Source organism: Pragia fontium, from assembly GCF_900638655.1.
Lineage (GTDB): Bacteria > Pseudomonadota > Gammaproteobacteria > Enterobacterales > Enterobacteriaceae > Pragia > Pragia fontium.
The window spans coordinates 3788411-3810548 of sequence record NZ_LR134531.1; the positions used below are offsets into that span (position 1 = coordinate 3788411).

Here is a 22138-nt window from a genome sequence, read left to right on the forward strand (position 1 = left end):
TATCTTCCGTTAACTGATTTCAGCCATATTCTATCTTGCCCATCATTCCGCTAATGCCTTGAATCAGCATAGAAACAGATTATCAATCATCTTTTATGTTAGTAATCACTAACTTTTTATCCCCACGTGACAGGAAAAATCGTCACTAAAACAGCTAACCGGGTGTTTCATCTGGAACAGGTTAATCCATAAAGAGTCCCTGATCCCTCAACAAATGCTCATTACCCCGCCGACGGGTAAACCCGCTGCGGTCAAAAAACTCCAGCACCTGAATAGCCAGCTTACGCCCAACGCCTAATCTATCGCGGAAGTCTGCGGCACAAGTGCTTCCCTGAGTGGCGTGCATGGTGCGAATCAAATCAGCAAACTGACGAATACGGCTGCTTAAATAGTAGCGATCGCGAACTACCGCAGTAACATGCCCCAATTGAGCCGCTTTACGCAGTACAGCTCTAACCTGCTGCTCATCCAACGCCAGCTCTTCGGCCAAATCTCGTACCCAGAATGGCTCATCACCAAACTTCGGCTCTAACTGTTGCCAAGCAACCTGCTCATCAGCGCTAAAGGCCAAGCTAAATTCCGGCAAATGTAGCCAGCCACGGCTATTGCTCAAGCGGCCATGGGCTAATAAGTTATCAATCAGGGCAAATACCAGCGCTTCTGGCTCCGTCGGCAGCGCCATGCGGCGTAACCGCGCGCGTCCAACGCCAAGTTGGTCGAGATGCTGTTGGTGGAAGTCATGCAAAATATCAATCAACTGCTGCTGAAAATCTTCCACCTTTTCCCGCTCCAGCGCGGTATCCCCCACCACAGTACAATCAGATTGGGCCAGTAGCGATTGAATACCACCATCGGTTAGCTGACGTGCCCAACCAAATTCACTAAGGGATAAACTTCCTTCTGTCAGTCTGAGTTTAAGCACCTGAGCATCATCAGGCATTTCACTCAACTGATGCAGCTTATGCAGATATTCCGCCTGGCGTTTACCGCGGCGCGGGGGCTGTAGTCGTAATACTCTGGCTCCGCCCAGCGTCTCACGTGCACTAATATCGCGCACAATAATTCGGTCATTTTCCGCCAGTAATAAAGGTTCATCCAGCACCAGCTCAACCAAAATATCGCTACCGATACTCACCGCACCATCCTGTAGCATGGAAACCCGGCCGGTAATGTGATTAACCGAATGGTGTAGATGAACCGATTGCCAGTGGCGTAGCGGCTTATCACAATGCAGTATTGCCAGTACCCGATCGCTGTTGTCGAGAGGCTCCTGTTGCAGTAACCAATCACCGCGGCTGACTTCCTGCTTACTGATATCACCGGTAATATTCAAGGCAATACGCTCACCGGCTCCCGCTTGCTCGGCAGGTTGGTTTTGTGCATGAATGCTTCTGACCCTAACCGGACGATTAGCGCCGGTCATCCATAAAGTATCACCCACCTTTACCTGACCGCTGAATGCGGTTCCGGTCACCACTAACCCGCTGCCTTTTATGGTAAAAGCCCGGTCAACCGCCAAACGAAAACGGTGCAGTGCTGATTGGGCATCTTCAGTGCGGTTGTGGTACAGAGTAATCAAATGCTCTCGCAACTCAGGAATACCGGTACCTTCCGGTGCCGCAGTGCTAAAGATTGGACAATCGTGCCAACCTTGGGCATCCAGTTCATCGAGAATTTGCTTCCTGACGCTGGTTACGCGTTCCGGTGTTACTCTATCCGCTTTAGTCAGGGCAACGGTGATCGCTGGAATACCGATCAGGCGTAAAATCGCCAAATGTTCGCGGGTCTGCGCCATGATGCCATCATCACAAGCCACAACCAGCAGAGCATGTTGTACACCGTCGACCCCTGCCAACATATTCGCTAAAAACTTTTCATGGCCGGGGACATCAATAAATCCTAAAACTTGTTCGTCAGATAACGGCAGATAAACGTAACCCAAATCAATGGTCATACCCCGGCGTTTTTCCTCCGGTAGGCGATCGGTACTTTCCGCCCCGGTTAACGCTTGTAATAAGGTAGATTTTCCGTGATCGACGTGGCCGGCGGTAGCAATAATCATGCTAACAACCCCTCCAGCAATGCATCCTGATCTTCAAGACAGCGTAAATCCAGCCACAGCTTTCCATCCTGAATTCGACCAATTACAGGCTTGGCTAGGCCGCGCCATTTTTCCGCCAGTGCCTCTAACGTCCGGCCACGGCCATCCATTGGTGCAAACGTCAGTGCATAGCTTGGTAAACGATCAACCGGTAGCGAACCACTGCCAATTTGAGATAAACATGGCTCTATCGACACCGCAAATTGTTCACCGTATCGCTGCTGCAATGGGGTAATCAGTTGGCTTGCCATGACCTGCATTTCTGATTTATCCCGGCTAAGCAGCCGTAGCGTAGGCAGAGAAGCGGCTAATCGATCCGGCTGTTGATAAAGGCGCAATGTGGCTTCTAATGCGGCCAATGTCAGCTTGCCAGCACGCAACGCACGTTTTAGTGGGTGACGTTGAATTTTCTCAATCCAATATTTAGAACCCAGAATAATCCCCGCTTGTGGACCACCCAATAGCTTATCGCCGGAAAACGTCACCAAGTCGACCCCTGAGGCAATCAGGTTTTGTGGCATCGGTTCCGCTGGCAGTCCGTATTGTTGTAGATCGATCAGAGAACCACTACCTAAGTCGGTCGCCACCGGCACACCTAACTCCCGCCCCAACGTCACTAAAGTTTCTTCATTAACGGCAGCGGTAAAACCCTCAATATGATAATTACTGGTATGTACTTTCATCAATAAACCAGTTTGTTCACTGACCGCATCCCGATAGTCGGCTAAATGCGTTCGATTAGTCGTACCGACTTCAACCAATTGACACCCGGCCTGACGCATCACATCCGGCACGCGGAAAGCTCCGCCAATCTCAACCAGCTCACCGCGAGAAACCACCACTTCTTTGCCCGCCGCTACCGCAGCCAACATCAGCATTACCGCTGCCGCATTGTTATTAACAATACAGGCGGCTTCTGCACCGGTTAATTCACATAGCAAGTCAGAAATAACATTATCCCGGTGGCCACGCCCGGCACCGTCTAAGTCATATTCCAGCGTGACCGCGTTTCTCATCACGCTGGCCACCTGCTCGATGGCAGCTTCAGCCAGTAAGGCGCGCCCTAAATTGGTGTGTAATACCGTACCGCTGAGATTAAAGACCGGCTGTAAGCCAGAACGCTGTCTTTGTGACAGGTCATTTTTCACCGCGGTAGCCCAATCCTGACACCATGCAGGTAATCGATTGTGTTGACCAATCTCCTGTCGCGCCTGCTGCTGTAAATTGCGCAGCGACTCTGCAACCAAATGCTGGCCGTATTCACACAGTAACCCATCCATTTCAGGCAGGTTAAGTAAGCGGTCAACAGCAGGAATCTGACTGTATAAGGACTGAGTTTGGTTATTCATAGTGGCAACCGATTAAAAATCAATGACGCTAATATATCGGCTCCTTGCCATAACGTGAAGTACAAGGTGTACCAGTACACAACTAACATCAACCAATAGGGTAAAAAAACGTAATTAAGGCTCAATTTAAAGCGGCCAATATATGTTTATCCGTAATCTGACCTAAGTTATTCCCACTTAATGCAGCGACCAAAATACAGATATCGATGAGATCGCCGAGCTCATCTCTCTCGCTCACCAAACAACATCGCCAAATGATTAACGTTAACCAACTCATTTAATCAACATTTTGCTGCTCGCCGTGTTGATATCCTATTTTCAATTCTACTCCAGTGCCCAGGAAATAACGGTTATAGAAAAGGTTTAAACAACAAACAAATTAAGACCAACAGTTATTAATTCAATTGTTATTATTTCAATTAATAACAAATATAGGATGCATCGATCGATAACAACCAATTGATAGGTTAAAGTGATTAAAATGATAGTTTCGATCGATTAAAACGATTTCCAATACGTGTGTATATTATTAATAATACAAAAACGCATTTGCAAAACAGATATTTTGTTTTAAACAAAATAAGCCCCACGCCAGAAGAACAGGGAATGATTCTATGGAAAGAATGCCTGATGAGTAGATATACAGATATCTACATGTCATTTTAATTGACATTCATTAACGGCAAAACACCTTTTTAAAAAAATCCCAAAACACTCTTTAACTAACTTTATCCTATATCATTTATCCATAAGGCTTTAAGCAGCTTTAAGTGATATTGATAAGGCTATAAAGCGGCACGAAATGTAAGCAAGACCATCAGTTTTTTTAAAACTGAGCATCAATCTAACTGTTAGATTTATTTTATCATGGAGATTTATTACGTGAACAAACTATTACTAGGCGTTATTATTAGCGGTTCATTATTCAGCGGATATGCATTAGCGAATACTGGCGAAGTCCAATTCATTGGTTCTGTCACTTCCGAGACCTGTGATATTGATACCGAAATCGGTGGACTGGTTAAATCCACCATCGATCTGGGTACTATGACTACCAGCGACACAAAAGGTAAAGAAGTTGCTTTCAGTTTAGTACCTCGTTCCGAAGAATGCCTGAAGAAAACCAGTGGTACCGTGGGCTGGCAGAGTGCTGGCTTTACTAATTCTGGGCTGGCAAATATGAAAGGAACTGCAGGCGGCGTATCTATTCTGTTAACCGCTGTTAACTCCAAAACACCAAACCAAACCGTGACTTATAATAGCCAAAATGTGGAGTTTGGTGATGGCGCTAAAGCTATCGGCAATATGGAATTTAAAGCGCAAATGGTTGCGACATCTGGCCAAACACTGACTGAGGGTACAGTGATCTCAAGCGCTACTTATGCGGTTGCATATAAATAATATATTTTTCCTCTTTTGGATTAAGGGCCTTCGAGGCCCTCTTAGGGATAATGGATAATATCAATGCACTTTAAATTATTTAAAATTTCCATATTATCCTTATTTATGACGTCGTTCTGTGCTTATTCCGCATTGAATACTGACTTCTTGCGTGGAGGAATGCAATCACAGGCCATCGATATATTTGATGAAAGTGTTAAATATCCTGCCGGACATTATATTGTCGAAGTGGTATTTAATCGCCGCTCCCTTGGAAGAAAAGAATTAATTATTCAATCTAGTGATAAAGAAACGCTTTGCTTGAATACAGAATGGATGAATGAATTACATTTACCGATTAACTATAAAGAATTTGGTAATTATTTTGACCCATTACGAAATTGTTACAATATAGGTAATTATCCAGGTTCAAAGGTTATTTTTAATAATGCCAAACAAATATTAACCTTCAGTGTTCCTCAGATCGCGCTGGATGAATCAAACCAGCAGCAATCCTGGGACTATGGTATTCCGGGAGCCAAACTCAATTATTCCGGCTATGTTTCTAAAACCAGTTCAGCTCAGACCCAAGTCTATGGCGATATCGATTCCTATATTAATATGGGGCGCTGGGTGACCTATGTACGCAGCAATTATTCAAAAGACTCGAGTTTTGATACCTCAGAAGCCACGGTATCGACCGCTATTCGGCCGATCCAAGGGAATTTTGTGGCTGGTAAGACATTAACCTCCACCACAACATTACCCAATTTTATGTTTTACGGTATTGCACTACGCTCTGAGAGCAGTATGCGCCCTTGGGAAATGCGCGGCTATGCCCCGGTGATTTCAGGGGTGGTCAATTCCAACGCTAAAATTACCATCTCGCAGAACGGCTATATTCTCAGCTCTCAAGTGGTGCCAGCGGGCGCTTATCAGCTCAACAATATTTCACCGGTGAGCAACGGCGATCTTACGGTCACGGTTGAAGAAGATAACGGCACAAAATCGGTGCGTCGCTATCCGGTCGCGACCTTACCTTCTTTACTACGCGCCAATGAATTAAATTATAACTTTGTAGTGGGAAAAAGAGAGATTGACGGAAAGCGTGAAAATAGCTTGTTTCAATTGGGTGCCGTCGATTATGGCTTCAAAAGCGTTACTGCTCATTCGGCATGGATCTTACATCAAAATTATCAAAGTGCCGCATTAGGCATCAGTAAAGATCTGGGGCAATTTGGCGCCATCTCTTTTCATACCAATTACGCTATCAGCAAGTTCCAGAAACAGACGTCTACGTCATCGAACTTTAAACAGTCGGGGATTAGCCATGTTGCTCAATATGCTAATTCATTGACCGATAACACCAACCTGCAACTGTTGGCTTACCGCTATACCGGTAAAGATTATGTCGATTTTGCTGATTTTAATCCTAATGCCCTTTACTACCGAAGCAACCGTAAAGAACGGTACGAAACGATTTTATCCCAAAATTTTGACAGTAGCTTCGTCAACCTATCAACCTGGATACAAACTTATCGTAACCATGTAAAAAATGAAATGGGAGCCAGCCTCTCCTATAACACCGCCCTCAAAGGCATGGATTTATCGATTTCTGGCGACTATCAGAAGCTTAATGATTACCATAAAGATAATTACATGATCTCAATCGGATTAAATATTCCGTTTAGTATTTTTGATAAGAATAACTTTTGGACTAACTCGGTTAATTATAACCGCATGAATAAAGCTAGTTTTAACTCGGGCGTGTCCGGCAATATTAATGATCACTTAAATTACAGTGTTAACACCAATAAAGACAAAGATGACTGGAGCAATTCTGCCTATTTAGGTATCAATCAAGATCTTATCAATACTGGCTTTGCTATTTCTCAAGGGCAGCATCAAACCTCGGGCTCGATGAACGCGTCAGGTAGCATCCTTGTCACCAAAGAAACCGGATTACTCTTAAGTAGCGTCAGACGCGATACTGTTGCGATAGCCAATATCGGTAATCTTGAGAATATTAAATTCAACGATTCCCCTCCTACCAATAGCAGGGGCAACACCATTATGGGGATCTCCCCTTATATGGTGAATAACCTAAAAATCGATACCGAAGAAGTGCCGGATAATATTGAATTATTAGATACCGTCTATAGCTTCGTTCCCACTGATAAAGCCATTGTTTATCGCGAATTTAAGTATTCCACTATTCATCGTTTTATTTTGCGTTTGAAAAAGGCGAATGGGGAGTTTGTTCCAGCCGGTAGTTCAGCGAGAACCGATAAAAACGCCTATGTGGGCTTTGTCTCTAACGGCGGGGTTTTATTACTTAATCTATTAAGCAAATTAGAAAAAATCACTGTGACATCCCCTAATGGAGAGCAGTGCATTTTAAATATCAGCAACGTTAAATCAAATGAGAATAAAATGATGGAGATTAAATGCAATGAATAAAGTGATATCGATTTTTATCCTACTGGTGTCGTCATTAGTGAGCTTTAATGCATCATCTGCATTTACGCTAAACGGCACCCGGTTTATTTATGATGAAGGTAGAAAAAATATATCAATAGAGATCGCCAACAGTAGTGAAAAAACCTACGGCGGCCAAGTTTGGGTTGATAATCTGAACGATCTCGATAACGTTTTCTTCGTCCCGGCACCGAATTTATTTAAAGTCAGCGGTGGAGAGAAGCAAATCATTCGTCTGCTGTACGTGAATGATATTTTGCCAAAAGATAAAGAGTCATTATTTTGGCTAAACGTGCAAGAAATTCCGCCGGTAGCCAGTGCTGATGAAAGCAACGTGCTGGCGGTGGCGTTAAATACTCAGGTGAAGCTAATCTATCGTCCGAAAGCCTTGGCTGCCGCCCGTGAAGATGCCGAGAAAAACCTGAAGCTTCGTGGTTCAGTATTAAAAAATCCGACCCCTTATTATTTTGCTATCACGCAAATTGCCCTCAATGGCAACCCAGTAAAGTTAGATAAAAAAACAGAACAAGACATTAGCCTGCTTGCCCCGTTTAGCGAAGTGACGTTACCGCGTGCATTATCCGGCAAAGTCTCCATTGAAGCCATTGATGATTATGGCGCTCGACGCACTTTTGATATTCAGTAAGGGCACACCAATGGTAAAAAAATCGCTCTATATTATGACCTTGTTATCGCTATTGTTATCCATTGATGCATGGGGGGCGAGATGTCGTAATTTGGTGGTGAACTATAACATCCCGACATCAATAGACATTACCAATAAAAAAGCTGGCGATCAGCTTTATTCTTTTGGCGTTCCTCAGGGCCCAATGTCGTTTTCAGGACAGTGTTTACGCGCTACCAGTGGTGCAGGTAATACCACGGGTAACTTTATCTATCTGGTCGATCAGTATCGCGGAGCCTCTACCGGCCTGTGTGCACGTGGTACGGTAAATAAGACGTCTACCGATGGCTATTTAAGATTCACCTCAACAGGCAGTTGCGGTGATACCTCTTGGCTATTACTGGCGGATTATCAAACCAGCGGCAGCGGATACACTAATTTTAAGGGGCCTGGCGGTAGCACCGACTCAGGCGTCCTGTATCTGGCAAAAAAAACACCACCGGGAAGAACCATAGTTAACCCAACGTTTATGCTAAAAAGAAACTTCTACTCACGAATTGGCGAAAACCAGGCAACGTTAACGAAAGAGTCGGTGGCTTTTACCGCCCCCACCTCAATTGTCTTAATCAATAACGTGTCCTGCAGCGTGTCCGTCAATGATGTGAGTTTTGGTAATCAAACAGCAAGTGCGCTTAAATCAAACACCATCGCTGATAAAAACATCAATATTGCCTTTACCTGCAACGGCGTATTACCCGCTTACACCTTAAGCTTTTCCGGCAAAGATGGCGTTAATAATGCGGCTAACGGCATTATTAAGGTCAAAGATAATACCTCCATTGGCTATCAGTTTAAGTGGGGGAATGCCACAGTGAAGCCGGTTAACAGCGCCGTGACTATCAATAACACCGCGATTGCGCCAAATACCAAACCCACAACCAATAATTTTACCGTCCCTATTTTGGTGAAACCGGTTCTGTTATCAGCATCCCCTATTCCAGGTAATGCCAATACCGCACTCACGATTAACGTCAAACTGAATTAACAGGAATTAGTTATGTTAAAGAAATTATCATGGATAACGATTGGACTTACTTTGTCTTTGCACGCTGGCGCAACCAGCTTTACCTCGAATGTCACAGGTGGAACCGTCACCTCTAATTTAAGTATGGTGGTTAAAGCGTCTTGCAGTGCTGAGGTGAATGATATTGCATTCGGCGATCAGTCTGCCGGTGATATTAAGAAAGGTACGGTAGTTGATAAAACGATGTCACTGGATATTGCCTGCGATACCACGCTGGCAAATTATACCGTTAGCTTTACGGCGGCCGACGGCGTAAACAATGCCACCAATGGCATCATTAGTACCAAAGCAAACAGCACCGTGGGTTATCAATTAAAGTGGGGCGATGATACGGTAAAAGCGGCTAATTCAGTTGTCACCATTGATGGGGTTGCGATTTCACCGACGAAAAAACCTACAACGGAGAGCTTTTCTATTCCCATCAAAGTGAAGCCTGTCGCATTGGGTACCATTGTTTCTCCTGGCGCAGCGAATACCGCCTTGAATATTAAACTAACCTTCAATTAGTTTAGGAACCGTTATGCTCAAGCATGTTTTGCTTTCCGGACTGCTGACCTTGTCTGCCTCACCATATGGTGGGGCGGCATCACACCCATTTTCCATGGCGAGCGGTGATGTTCAGTCCCAGTTTAGTCTCAACGTTACCATCGCCACCTGCCTGCCCGCCACCGTTGATAATGTCAACTTTGGCCCCGTCAATGCGCAAACGATCTTATCCGGTGAAGTTGAGGGCTATTCAACCTTATCCCTTGATTGCTCCGGCACCGTTAAACCACAGCGTGTTTCTCTGCAATTTGAACCGGCTAACCGGCATTTAACCATGGGTTCAATGGGCTATATTGCCTCAAAAAATACCACCCTCGGCTACTTGATGACATGGGAAGACGATCAAATCGGTACCACCGGCAGCGGCATTCCAATGAATCAAGAACTTTGGCTGCAAAAGCCTGAAGCTGCACTGATGAAAATGAAGTTTAAGATTAAACCGGTGGCACTACCAATAGGCAGTCAGTCCGTTGACCTCGGCAATGCCAATACCCATGTGGTAATAAAGATTAAATATATTTGATGGCGGAACATCCCATGAATAACAACATTTACGGCTATCTCATAATTGCTTTGCTCGGGCTATATTCCCCGTTTTCAGCCGCGGATGAAGCATTACCGGATACCACGCTGAGCATTTCATTAGACGTGGTCAACATTACCTGTGACGTCAATAATGGCGAAGGGTTTAATAAAACTGTCGATTTTAAAGTAATCAATGAAAGCACATTACTGGCAGGAAAACAGCCTGCGGTTAAAACACAGTTTATTGTCGACTGCCAAAAAAGTGGAGTGATACCTAAAAATATAGACGTGACATTTAAACCAGGCAGTCAAGGTGCATTAAATAATGGTACTGGAGGGGAGTTAAAAACCAACTTATTCGGCGTGGGAATTCAATTAACTTGGCCAGACGGCACACAGGTTGATTTATCCGGAAAAAACAAGCAATTTACCGCTAATAATAATCAGTTTGATATTAGTTTTTTTGCCAAACCCTATGCTCAGGCACAAAGCGTTGAAAAAGGATCAATGAAAAGTAGCGTTATTATCAACTTACTTTATAAATAGCAACATAATAGCCATTAATTTATATAGTACCGGCTATATTCTTTAACCAGAAAGTGGCCGTAGCTGATTATCCATCACGACCATAAAAATGATTGAAATAGATTTAAAGAATTAATGAATTAATATCATATGTAATTAATATCCCTCTTATTATTCCCACCACGAACAACAATAGAATATAACGATCGATAGATATCAATCGATAGTTATTACAAATCAAAAATAAAGATTCGATCGATTAAAACGATTTCCCATGCCTGTACTTATTAATTAATAATAGAAAAACACGAAAGATATTTAGATTTAAATAAAACAACACCCACGCTAGAAAACAGGAAATTATTCTATGGAAAGAATGCCTAATAAATACCGATGGTATTATTCATAATAGCCTATATTCATTAGCAGTAGAACACCCTTTTACTATTACCCCTACACCCTTTTAATTAAGTTTAACCTATATCGCCTATCATAAGGCTTTTAGCCCTTTCAGTGATATTAGTAAGGTTATAAATCTGAACGATATGTAGCACCTGATATTAGTTTTTTAAACTAATCATCAATCTAATTTTTATATTTACTTTATTATGGAGAATTATTACATGAATAAACTATTACTTGGCATTATTATTAGCGGATCATTATTCAGTGGATATGCGTCAGCGAATACTGGCGAAGTCCAATTCATTGGTGCCGTCACTTCCGAGACCTGTGATATTGATACCGAAATCGATGGACTGGTTAAATCCACTATCAACTTAAAAAGCATGAAACCAACCGACAAAAAGGGTGAAGAAGTTGAATTCAGCTTAGTGCCTCGTACTGAAGAATGCCTGAAAAAAACCAGTGGTACTGTGGGTTGGCAGAGTGCTGGCTTTACTAACTCCGGGTTGGCGAATATGAAAGGAACGGCAGGTGGCGTATCTATTCTGTTAACTGCTGTTAACTCTAAAACACCAAATCAAACCGTGACTTACAATAACCAAAATATAGAGTTTGGTGATGGCACTAACGCTATCGGCAATATGGAATTTAAAGCACAAATGGTCGCCACCTCTGGCCAAACCGTTACTGAAGGTACGGTTATCTCGACAGCAACTTATGCGGTTGCATACAAGTAATATATTTCTCTTAATATTTTTACTCTTTTGGATTAAGGGCCTTCGTGGCCCTCTTAGGGATATGGATACAGATATGGATAATATCAATTACTTTAAATTATTTAGGGCTTCCATATTATCCTTATTAGTAACGTCATTCTGTGCTCATTCAGAGCTAAATACCGACTTCTTACGTGGGGAAATCCCTACACAAGCCATCGACATATTTGATGACAATGTAAAATATCCCGCCGGTCATTATATTATCGAAGTAGTATTTAACCGTCATGCTCTTGGCAGAAAAGAACTCATTATTTCATCCAGTGATAAAGAAACCCTTTGTCTGAATAAAGATTGGATGACTGAATTGCATTTACCGGTTGACTATAAATCATTCGGTGATTATTTCGACCCTATTCGCAACTGTTATAATATTGGTGCCTATCCCGGCGCAAAGGTTATCTTTAATCACGCTAAACAAACATTAACTTTCAGTGTCCCTCAAATAGCGTTGGATGAATCCAACCAGCAGCAATCCTGGGACTACGGTATTCCGGGGGCTAAACTCAATTATTCCGGCTATGTCTCCAAAACCAACTCAGCTCAAGCTCAGGTGTATGGCGATATCGATTCCTATATCAATATGGGGCGCTGGGTAACCTATGTGCGCAGCAGCTATTCAAGAGACTCGGGTTTTGAAACTTCAGAAGCGACGGTATCGACCGCCATCAGACCGCTTCAGGGGAACTTTGTCGCGGGTAAGGCATTAACCTCTACCACAACCCTGCCCAATTTTATGTTTTATGGTATGGCGCTACGTTCTGAAAGCAGCATGCGCCCTTGGGAAATGCGCGGCTATGCCCCGATCATTTCAGGGGTGGTCAATTCCAACGCCAAAATTACCATCTCGCAAAACGGCTATATTCTCAGCTCGCAGGTGGTACCGGCGGGTGCCTATCAGCTCAACAATATTGCACCGGTTAGTAACGGCGATCTGACCGTCACGGTTGAAGAAGATAATGGGGCAAAATCCGTACGTCGCTATCCGGTCGCCACGCTCTCTTCTTTACTGCGCGCCAATGAATTTAATTATAATCTGGTGGTAGGGAAAAAAGAGATTGACGGAAAGCGTGACAATCACTTATTCCAACTGGGTGCAGTGGATTATGGATTTAAAAACGTTACCGTTCATTCAGCCTGGATTTTACATCAAAATTACCAAAGTGCCGCCTTAGGCCTAAGTAAAGATCTGGGGAAATACGGCGCCATCTCCCTGTATACGCATGCCGCTATCAGCAAGTTTCAGAAACAGACCCCCACATCAAAGAATTTTAAGCAGACCGGTTTTAGTCACGTTGCTCAATACGCTAATTCATTGACTGATAATACCAACCTGCAACTGTTAGCTTATCGCTATACCGGTAAAGATTATGTCGATTTCGCCGATTATAATCCTAACGCGCTTTATTATCGGAGCAACCGTAAAGAACGGTACGAAACAACATTATCTCAAAACTTTGACAATAGCTTCGTCAGCCTGTCCGGCTGGATACAAACTTATCGTAACAGCGTCAGAAATGAAATGGGCGCCAGCCTCTCCTATAACACCGCCTTCAAAGGGGTGGATTTATCGATTTCTGGCGACTATCAGAAGCTCAATGATTATCAACGTGATAATTATATGGTGTCGATCGGATTAAATATCCCGTTTAGTATTTTTGATAAGAACCAGTTTTGGACTAACTCGGTTAATTATAGCCGCACCAATAAAGCCAGCTTTAACTCGGGCGTGTCCGGCAATATTAATGACCAATTAAACTACAGCGTTAACACCAATAAAGATAAAGATGACTGGAGCAATTCTGCCTATTTAGGGATCGACCAGCACCTTATCAATACCGGTTTTGCTATTTCGAAAAGTAAGCATCAGACCTCAGGCTCATTGAATGCGTCAGGTAGCCTGATCGCCACCAAACAAACCGGATTATTATTCAGTAGCGTCAGACGCGATACCGTTGCAATAGCGAATATCGACAATCTGGAAAATATCAAATTTAATGATTCGCCACCCACCAATAGCAGGGGCAACACCATTATGGGTGTCGCACCTTATATGGTGAATAACCTAAAAATCGATACCGAAGAGGTGCCGGATAATATTGAATTACTGGATACCGTCTATAGCTTCGTGCCTACCGATAAATCCATTGTTTATCGCGACTTTAAATATTCAGCCATTCACCGTTTTATTTTACGTCTGAAAAAGGCCAATGGAGAATTTGTTCCTGCCGGTAGTTCGGCCAGAACCGCTAACAATGCTTATGTCGGCTTTGTCTCTAACGGTGGCGTGTTACTACTTAATTTAGTGGATAAATTGGAAAAAATCACCGTGACATCCCCTGATGGAGAGCTATGTACTTTAAATATCGACAATATTAAATCAAATGAGAATAAAATTATGGAGATTAGATGTAATGAATAAGGCGATATCGATTTTTATCCTACTGGCCTCATCATTGGTGAGCTTTAATGCATTTTCTGCATTTACCCTCAATGGCACCCGGTTTATTTATGATGAAGGCAGAAAGAATATCTCTATTGAAATTACCAACAATAGTGACAAAACCTACGGAGGCCAAGTTTGGGTTGAAAATCCGAGCGATCTCAATAACGTTTTCTTCGTCCCGGCACCAAATTTATTTAAAGTCAGCGGTGGAGAGAAACAACTTATTCGCCTGCTGTACGTCAATGATATTTTGCCAAAAGACAAAGAATCCGTATTTTGGTTAAACGTACAAGAAATTCCACCGGTAGCCAGTGCTGATGAAAGTAACGTGTTAGCGGTGGCGCTCAATACGCAGGTAAAACTGATCTATCGTCCGAAAGCCTTGGCTGCCGCCCGTGAAGAGGCCGAGAAAAACCTGACTTATCGTGGCTCAGTATTAAAAAACCCGACGCCTTATTATTTTGCTATCACGCAAATCGCCATCAATGGCACCCCGTTAAAGTTAGATAAAAATACAGAACAACAGATCAGTTTGCTGGCCCCATTTAGCGAAGTGAAATTACCGCGAGCGTTATCCGGCAAGGTCTCGATTGAAGCTATTGATGATTACGGTGGCCGACGTACTTTTGATATTCAGTGAGGAATATTGATGAAAAAATCACTTTATATTATTAGCTTATTATCGCTCTTGTTATCCGTTGATGCATGGGGAGCCAGATGTCGTAATTTGGTGGTGAAATATAACATTCCGGCATCAATAGACGTTACCAATAAAGCGGTCGGCGCTCAGCTTTATTCCTTTGGTGCGCCTACCAATATTATTTCGTTTTCAGGGCAATGCTTGCGTGGGGCAAATACCAACGGTCAATTTATCTATCTGGTTGATCAATATGGTGCAACATCGGGCGGCACATGTCCACGCGGTAAAGTAGATAAGACGTCTACTGATGGCTATCTAAAATTCACCTCAACAGGCAGCTGTGGCAATACCTCCTGGTTATTACTGGCAGACTATAAAACCAGCGGTAGTGGATACACTAATTTTGCAGGTCCGGGCGGTAGCACTGACTCCGGGGTTATGTATCTGGCCAAAAAACCACCGCCGGGAAAAACCACGGTTAACCCGACGTTTATGCTAAAAAGAAATTTTTACTCACGAATTGGTGAAAGCCGACCAACGTTAATGAAAGAGTCGGTGTCATTTACCGCACCCACCTCAATTGTCTTAATCAATAAGGTGTCCTGTGGCGTATCCGTCAATGATGTGAGTTTTGGTAATCAAACGGCAACGGCGCTTAAAACAAACACTATCGCGGATAAAACCATCAATATTGCCTTTACCTGCAATAACCGCTTGCCGACCTATACCTTAAGCTTTGCCGGCAAGGACGGTGTTAATAATGCCGCTAACGGCATTATTAAGGTCAAAGATAACGCTTCAATTGGCTATCAGTTTAAGTGGGGTAATGGGGTGGTGAAACCCACTAATAGTGCAGTTACCATCAATGGTGCTGCGATCACGCCGAATACCAAACCCACCGCCAATAATTTTACCGTACCTATTTTGGTAAAGCCGGTGTTGTTATCAACCTCACCGACTCCAGGCAGTGCCAATACCGCACTCACCATTAACGTCAAACTCAATTAAATTAAAAGGAATTACTTATGTTAAAGAAATTATCATTGATAACGATTGGACTATCTTTGTCTTTTCACGCTGGCGCCACCAGCTTTACGTCGAATGTCACGGGTGGAACCGTCACCTCTAATTTAACTATGATGGTGAAAGCCTCCTGTAGTGCTACGGTGGGTAATGTAGCATTCGGCGATCAGGCAGCAGGCGCGATTAAAGCTGGGACGGTGGCAGATAAAAACATGTCACTGGATATTGCCTGTGATACCACGATGGCAAACTATACCGTTAGCTTTACGGCGGCCGACGGTATAAGCGATGCAGCTAAAGGCATCATTAAGACCAAAGCGAACAGCACCGTGGGTTATCAATTAAAGTGGGGCGACGATACCGTGAAAGCAAAAGACTCGGTGGTCACCGTTGGCGGAGCAGCGATTGCACCGGCGAAGAAACCTACTGCGGCCAGCTTTTCCATTCCAATTAAAGTCAAGCCCGTCGCATTAGGTACCGTTGTTTCACCCGGCGCCGCGAATACCTCAGTAAATATTAAACTAACCTTCAATTAGTTTAGGAGCCGCTATGCTCAAGCATGTTTTGCTTTATGGGCTGCTGATCTTTTCTGCCTCATCGTACGGTGAGGCAACATCACCGACCTTTTCAGTAACCGGTGGTGATGTTCAGTCCCAATTTAGTCTCAACGTTACCATCGCCACTTGCCTGCCCGCCACCGTTGATAATGTGACCTTTGGCTCAGTCGATGCCAAAACGATATTATCCGGAGAGGTTGAAGGGGAGTCGACCTTATCCCTTGACTGTTCAGGCACCATTAAACCACAGCGTGTTTCTCTCAAGTTTGAACCGGCCAACCCGCATTTAACCATGGGCTCAACGGGATATATTGCCTCAAAAAATACCTCCCTCGGCTATTTGATGACATGGGCTGATAATAAAGTTGGCACCATTGGCAGCGGCATTCCAATGAACCAAGAATTGTGGGTGGATAAACCTGAAGCGACGCTGATGAAAATGAAGTTTAAGATTAAACCGGTGGCATTACCGATAGGCAGTCAGTCCGTTACCCTCGGCAATGCCAACACCCATGTGATAATAAAAATCAAGTACATATGATGGCGGAACAGGCTATGAATAAGAACATTTACGGCTATCTGATTATCGCTTGGTTCGGCTGGTATTCTCCGTTTGTGGCTGCGGATACGGATGCATATGAAACATTACCGGATACCAAACTGAGTATTTCATTAGAGGTGGTTAACATTACCTGTGACATCAATGACGGCGAAGGGTTGGATAAAATTGTCGATTTTAAAGTGATCAATGAAAAGACATTACTGGCAGGAAAACAGCCGGCGGTTAAAGCGCAATTTATTGTGGATTGCCGAAAAAGCGGCGTGATGCCTAAAAATATAGACGTTAAACTTAAACCCGGTAGCCAAGGCGCATTAAATAATGGTACCGGAGGCGAGTTGCAAACCAACTTATCCGGCGTAGGCATTAATTTATCATGGCCAGACGGCACACCGGTTGATTTATCTGGAAAAAACAAGCGGTTTACCGCTAATAACAATCAGTTTGATATTAGTTTCTACGCTAAACCCTATGCTCAAGGACAAAGCGTTGAAAAAGGCATCATGAAAAGCAGCGTTATCATCGATATGCTTTATAAGTAGTCCGCTTTCGTTATCTCCGCCTTCAACATCCTTCTATCGGAAAATGGTCGGCTATCTAAGTCGACCAATCCTATCTGGCGATCCCGGTCAAATAACAAATAAGCAACAATATCTTGAGTTTCATCACAATTGCTCAACATTTATCCATCCTCTCCCTTGTCATTCGATACGTTCCACCCATACTTATTTATCTATAACCTGATAAAAAAATGGGAAGACCTGCATGTCAAAAAAATTAAACTTACTCATGGTCAGTATGCTAGCCCTACCTATCGGTTCTGCATTTTCTGCCTCTACCACCGCACCGGCAAACTACCCTGCCGATTACCAAAAAGTGATTGATGCCGCCAATAAAGAAGGAAAAGTCGTGGTGTATTCCACAACGGATACCGCCGCGGCAGCACCACTTATTAAAGGATTTCAGGCGCTTTATCCTGATATCAGCGTTGAATACAATGATATGAACAGCACCGAGCTGTATAACCGTTATATCAGTGAACAAGCATCGTCCAGCGGCAGCGGCGACGTGGTCTGGAGTTCTGCAATGGATACCGGACTAAAGCTAGCCAGCGACTATGCCCTACCGTATAAATCACCGGAAGCCGGTAAACTGCCGAGCTGGGCGGTCTGGAAAGATACCGTCTACGGCACAACCTATGAACCGCTGGTGTTTATCTACAATAAACGGCTGATCAAAGCAGAGGAAATTCCAACCTCTCACGCAACATTGGCCACCCTGATTAAAGGGCAGCAGGATCGGTTTAAAAATAAAGTCACCACCTACGATATTGAAAAGTCAGCGCTGGGCTTTATGCTTGCCGTTGAAGATATGAAAAACGATCCGCACTATTTCGATCATTTGAAAGACACCGCCAGCGCCGGAATGGTGGTGCAGTCATCTACCGGAACCATGCTAGAGCGAGTCTCTTCCGGTGAAAACCTGATTGGCTATAACATACTGGAACCCTACGCCAAAACTCGCGCCATGAAAGATCCTTCTCTTGGCATTGCGTATCCAACCGACTATACCTTGGTGTTATCTCGCGTCACCTTTATCAGTAAACAGGCCAAGAATGCCAATGCTGCCAAGCTGTGGCTGGACTATATGCTGTCGCAAAAAGGTCAGGATATTTTAGCTAATCAGGCCAATATTACCTCGATTCGTGATGATATTACCGGCGATAACGACGTGGCAGGCACTACTCAGCGGTTAGGCTCGGCGCTGAAGCCGATCCCGGTCAATGACAGCCTGTTGGAATATTTACAGCAAAACAAACGGTTAGACTTCCTGAAAAAATGGCGCTCTATTACCGGTAAGTAAGGTTAAAACCTATTTAACGGTAAAGGCAAATCGCCTTTACCGTTAGCATTCTAATTATTATAAATCAGGGTTTAGCTATGGACTCATTGCGCAGAATCAGGCAGAGCTTACCGCGCGGTGCAGTCGTGTTATTAACGGCGTTATTTATCTATGGCCCGTTGGCACTGATTGTCACCCAAAGTTTTCTGTCGGCTCCCTTCTTTGTTGCAGATAAAACTTTCTCACTGGATGCCTACCGCTTCGTTTTTGACGATCCCGATTTCTATAAGGCACTAAAAAGCGGATTTATTCTGGCCATTGGCCTGGTGGTGATCGTTATTCCTCTCGGCGGCATACTGGCATTTCTGATTGTCCGAACCGATCTTCCCGGCCGCCGCTGGATAGAACCAATGATACTGGTGCCGGTGTTTGTTTCACCAATGGTATTAGGCTTCGGCTATGTGGTTGCCGCCGGACCAGTTGGCTTCTTCTCGCTGTGGATACAAGATATTATTGGCTTTGTGCCGTGGAATATCTATTCCATGACCAGCATTGTGATTATTGCCGGGCTAACGCACGTCCCCCATGCTTATCTGTATATCTCTTCTGCGTTACGCAATATGGGGTCAGACGTTGAAGAAGCCGCGCGCATTTCCGGCGCTTCGCCACTACGCGTCATGATCTCCGTTAGTCTGCCGATGGTCAGGCCAGCGATTTTGTATGCCACGGTGCTGCTGTTTTTCCTCGGTCTGGAAGTGTTTGGCCTGATGCTGGTATTAGGCGATCCTGAGGGTAATCTGGTTCTGGCGACCTATTTATACAAACTCACCAATAAGCTGGGTATTCCCTCCTACCATCTGATGGCGGTGGTCGCGGTTGTTCTGATTAGCATTACCATTCCACTGATTATGCTACAGCGCCGTCTAATGCGTACCGCAAACCGCTTTGTCACGGTAAAAGGCAAAGCATCGCAGTCGCACGCCTTACCGCTGGGTAAATGGCGCTGGATATCCGCCGCAGTGGTAATTCTGTGGCTGATCGTCACTATCTTTGTCCCGTTAACTGGCATCTTACTGCGGGCGTTTGTCTCCAACTGGGGCGTTGGCGTTTCGCTGTTTGACCAGCTCTCTCTGGATACCTTCCGCACTGTGTTTTCCCAGCCAAACCTGATTCGCGCGATTGTTAACTCGGTTGCCATCGGTATCTTTGGCGGAGCGTTAGCAGTGATTTGCTACACCTTTATTGGTTTAGCGATGCACCGCAAACCAGATCGGGTCACCCGCTTTCTCGACTACAGCGTACTGATTCCACGGGCGGTACCGGGAATTTTGGCTGGTTTAGCGTTCTTATGGGTATTTCTGTTTACCCCGATGTGGATGGATAAATCGCTGGCGGACGGTTATATGTCAGTGCTGCCCGGCGCCCAATGGATGCGTGATAACGTGATTGTCTGGATGCGTGCCGCGCGAAATACCATTTTCAGCGTCTGGTTGGCTTATACCGTGGTGTGGCTGGCCTATGGGTTACGTCTGATCTCCTCAGCCTTATTACAGGTCGGGGCGGAACTGGAAGAAGCCGCCCGCAGCACCGGTGCACGGCGCAGTCAGGTTACCCGGCAAATTACCGTTCCTTTGGCGCGTTATGGACTTATCGGTTCCTGGCTGTTGATGTTCCTGATTTTTGAGCGGGAATATTCTACTGGCGTCTATTTACTTTCTCCCGGTACGGAAACCATTGGCTCGATGCTGGTTTCCCTGTGGGGAACCGGTGCGGTTGATATTGTCGCCGCCCTGTCGTTTATCAATATTGTTTTGGTGATGTTCGGGCTGGGAATAGCCCTGCGCTTTGGAGTAAAACTAAATGACTGAGCTAACGGTAGAGAACCTGCATTTAAACTACGGCACCAACCCTGTCCTCAAAGGGGTGTCTATGCAGTTGCATAAGGGCGAGGTTGTTACGCTATTAGGCCCTTCCGGCAGCGGAAAAACCACGCTACTGCGTGCGGTTGCCGGTCTGGAAGGCCCCTGTGCAGGGCGTATCACCATCGGCGATCGCGTGGTGTATGACGGCAGTACCAACAAAGAAATTCCGGTTGAGGATCGCAATCTAGGGCTGGTGTTTCAGTCCTACGCACTCTGGCCGCATATGACCATCTTCGATAATATTGCCTATCCGCTTAAGCTGCGTAAAGTCTCATCAACGGAAGTCAAAAGCCGGGTTCAGGCAGTGCTTGAGCAGTTGGGTTTGGGGCATTTAGGTGAGCGCTATCCTCATCAACTGTCAGGAGGCCAGCAGCAACGGGTGGCTATTGGCCGTGGGCTGGTATATAACCCGCCGGTTCTGCTGCTGGATGAACCGCTATCGAATCTGGATGCCAAACTGCGTGAGGAAGCCCGAGTATTTCTACGCCGACTGATTGTTGAGCTGGGATTATCCGCCCTGATGGTGACACACGATCAAAGTGAAGCCATGGCGATTTCCGACCGCATTCTACTGTTGAATAACGGTGTTATCGAACAACAGGGCACACCTCAAGAAATGTATGCCGCGCCAACCAGCCTGTTTACCGCCGAATTTATGGGCAGCAATAACCGACTGCATGGCCGCATCACGGAACTACAGGGTGAACATGCCTGCATTCAGGGAGCTAACTGGAAACTATGGGGAAAACCGGCTAACGGCTTACAGGTCGGACAGGAGGTAACTGCGGTTATTCGCGTAGAGCAGGTCAAAGTTGACGATCACAATGAGCAAAACCATCTGGAACTGCCGCTGCTCACCAGCATGTATCTCGGTAGCCACTGGGAATATCTGTTCCGCGAATCCAATGATGATTCACCGGTATTAAGAGCATTCGGCACCGTTAAACCCGATAACGGCCTTTGTCGGTTATCTATGCCTGCCGATCAGGTTTGGATATTTCCGCGAGTTTGAGTTGAGGTTGAATATCAGGTTAAGCGAAAATTTCGCCGCCAAAAATACGACATATTATTTAACCGTCGGGCTTGCGGCGAGTAAAGGGCGTTAGGCGAACGCCCTTTACATTGAAGGTTCCCCAGAAAAATAAGCATGAATTTCTGACGATTATTTATATTGTCATTCCCGCATTTATACCGTCATCCCTGCGAAAGCGGGGACCTCGTTCTTAAGCCAAGCGTTGTCGTTAAGCTAAAACATTAGATGATTCGCTGCGCTCCCCTTCGGGCCATTCGCTATGCGAATGTTTGCTACGCCTGCGGCTGCGCGTTCCGGTTTTCACCGGAATGACGGAGGGAAA

At 44.8% G+C, this 22138-nt stretch carries 20 protein-coding genes; 17 read left to right on the top strand and 3 right to left on the bottom strand.

Translation table 11 applies throughout. From position 1 onward, the window contains the following. Positions 1–181 precede the first annotated feature (181 nt). Complete coding sequence (gene selB / locus EL341_RS16390) at positions 182–2062, bottom strand: selenocysteine-specific translation elongation factor (RefSeq protein ID WP_074824070.1); 1881 nt, start codon at positions 2060–2062, stop codon at positions 182–184. Continuing rightward, entirely contained in the window at positions 2059–3450 is a 1392-nt protein-coding gene (gene selA, locus EL341_RS16395; RefSeq protein ID WP_074824067.1) for an L-seryl-tRNA(Sec) selenium transferase, read from the bottom strand. The genes selB and selA overlap by 4 nt, the downstream gene beginning before the upstream one ends. Positions 3451–4332: 882 nt before the next feature. Here selA and EL341_RS16400 point away from each other — a divergent pair. The 14 genes from EL341_RS16400 to EL341_RS16465 all read left to right on the top strand — a co-directional run bounded on the left by EL341_RS16400 (position 4333) and on the right by EL341_RS16465 (position 17561). After that, positions 4333–4851: a fimbrial protein gene (locus tag EL341_RS16400; protein WP_074824064.1), complete on the top strand. Its 519-nt coding sequence runs from the start codon at positions 4333–4335 to the stop codon at positions 4849–4851. A 63-nt stretch (positions 4852–4914) separates the two neighbouring features. Next, complete coding sequence (gene pefC, locus EL341_RS16405) at positions 4915–7290, top strand: PefC/AfrB family outer membrane usher protein (protein ID WP_074824061.1); 2376 nt, start codon at positions 4915–4917, stop codon at positions 7288–7290. Continuing rightward, positions 7283–7954, top strand: coding sequence for a fimbrial chaperone (locus EL341_RS16410; protein WP_074824057.1), 672 nt, complete (start codon positions 7283–7285; stop codon positions 7952–7954). The genes pefC (EL341_RS16405) and EL341_RS16410 overlap by 8 nt, the downstream gene beginning before the upstream one ends. Before the next feature lie 10 nt (positions 7955–7964). Continuing rightward, the gene (locus EL341_RS16415; RefSeq protein ID WP_074824054.1) at positions 7965–8978 is read left to right on the top strand and encodes a fimbrial protein; all 1014 of its coding nucleotides are present in this window, start codon (positions 7965–7967) and stop codon (positions 8976–8978) included. Positions 8979–8990: 12 nt separating this feature from the next. Beyond that, a complete protein-coding gene (locus EL341_RS16420; protein ID WP_074824052.1) occupies positions 8991–9524 on the top strand; it encodes a spore coat protein U domain-containing protein in 534 nt (177 codons plus the stop codon). A gap of 13 nt (positions 9525–9537) precedes the next feature. After that, positions 9538–10086 carry a type 1 fimbrial protein gene (locus tag EL341_RS16425; protein ID WP_114987225.1) on the top strand — a complete coding sequence of 183 codons (549 nt, stop codon included), beginning with the start codon at positions 9538–9540 and terminating at the stop codon, positions 10084–10086. Between the two features lie 14 nt (positions 10087–10100). Next, positions 10101–10634: a fimbrial protein gene (locus EL341_RS16430; protein ID WP_074824139.1), complete on the top strand. Its 534-nt coding sequence runs from the start codon at positions 10101–10103 to the stop codon at positions 10632–10634. A 602-nt stretch (positions 10635–11236) separates the two neighbouring features. Continuing rightward, positions 11237–11755, top strand: coding sequence for a fimbrial protein (locus EL341_RS16435; protein ID WP_074824045.1), 519 nt, complete (start codon positions 11237–11239; stop codon positions 11753–11755). Between the two features lie 73 nt (positions 11756–11828). Beyond that, positions 11829–14216 (top strand): PefC/AfrB family outer membrane usher protein, encoded by a 2388-nt coding sequence (pefC, locus tag EL341_RS16440; RefSeq protein ID WP_074824041.1) that lies wholly within the window; start codon positions 11829–11831, stop codon positions 14214–14216. After that, a complete protein-coding gene (locus EL341_RS16445; protein WP_074824033.1) occupies positions 14209–14880 on the top strand; it encodes a fimbrial chaperone in 672 nt (223 codons plus the stop codon). Before pefC (EL341_RS16440) ends, EL341_RS16445 begins: the two co-directional genes overlap by 8 nt. 9 nt (positions 14881–14889) lie before the next feature. After that, complete coding sequence (locus tag EL341_RS16450) at positions 14890–15888, top strand: fimbrial protein (protein WP_074824027.1); 999 nt, start codon at positions 14890–14892, stop codon at positions 15886–15888. A 17-nt stretch (positions 15889–15905) separates the two neighbouring features. Continuing rightward, a complete protein-coding gene (locus EL341_RS16455) occupies positions 15906–16439 on the top strand; it encodes a spore coat protein U domain-containing protein (protein ID WP_074824023.1) in 534 nt (177 codons plus the stop codon). Between the two features lie 13 nt (positions 16440–16452). Then, entirely contained in the window at positions 16453–17001 is a 549-nt protein-coding gene (locus EL341_RS16460; protein WP_074824020.1) for a type 1 fimbrial protein, read from the top strand. 14 nt (positions 17002–17015) lie between these two features. Then, on the top strand, positions 17016–17561 hold the full coding sequence (locus tag EL341_RS16465) for a fimbrial protein (RefSeq protein WP_074824136.1): 546 nt from the start codon (positions 17016–17018) through the stop codon (positions 17559–17561). Here the strand turns inward: EL341_RS16465 and EL341_RS17635 are convergent. Next, positions 17552–17701 (bottom strand): hypothetical protein, encoded by a 150-nt coding sequence (locus EL341_RS17635; RefSeq protein WP_164720474.1) that lies wholly within the window; start codon positions 17699–17701, stop codon positions 17552–17554. The two genes, EL341_RS16465 and EL341_RS17635, sit on opposite strands and share 10 nt — an antisense overlap. A gap of 107 nt (positions 17702–17808) precedes the next feature. On the opposite strand from EL341_RS17635, the gene EL341_RS16470 reads away from it, so the two are divergent. From EL341_RS16470 to EL341_RS16480, 3 genes are all read left to right on the top strand, one after another. Next, positions 17809–18882 carry an ABC transporter substrate-binding protein gene (locus EL341_RS16470; protein ID WP_373994792.1) on the top strand — a complete coding sequence of 358 codons (1074 nt, stop codon included), beginning with the start codon at positions 17809–17811 and terminating at the stop codon, positions 18880–18882. 77 nt (positions 18883–18959) lie between these two features. Beyond that, a complete protein-coding gene (locus EL341_RS16475) occupies positions 18960–20729 on the top strand; it encodes an ABC transporter permease (RefSeq protein ID WP_047782316.1) in 1770 nt (589 codons plus the stop codon). Next, entirely contained in the window at positions 20722–21795 is a 1074-nt protein-coding gene (locus EL341_RS16480; RefSeq protein WP_047782317.1) for an ABC transporter ATP-binding protein, read from the top strand. Before EL341_RS16475 ends, EL341_RS16480 begins: the two co-directional genes overlap by 8 nt. The last annotated feature ends 343 nt before the right edge of the window (positions 21796–22138 follow it).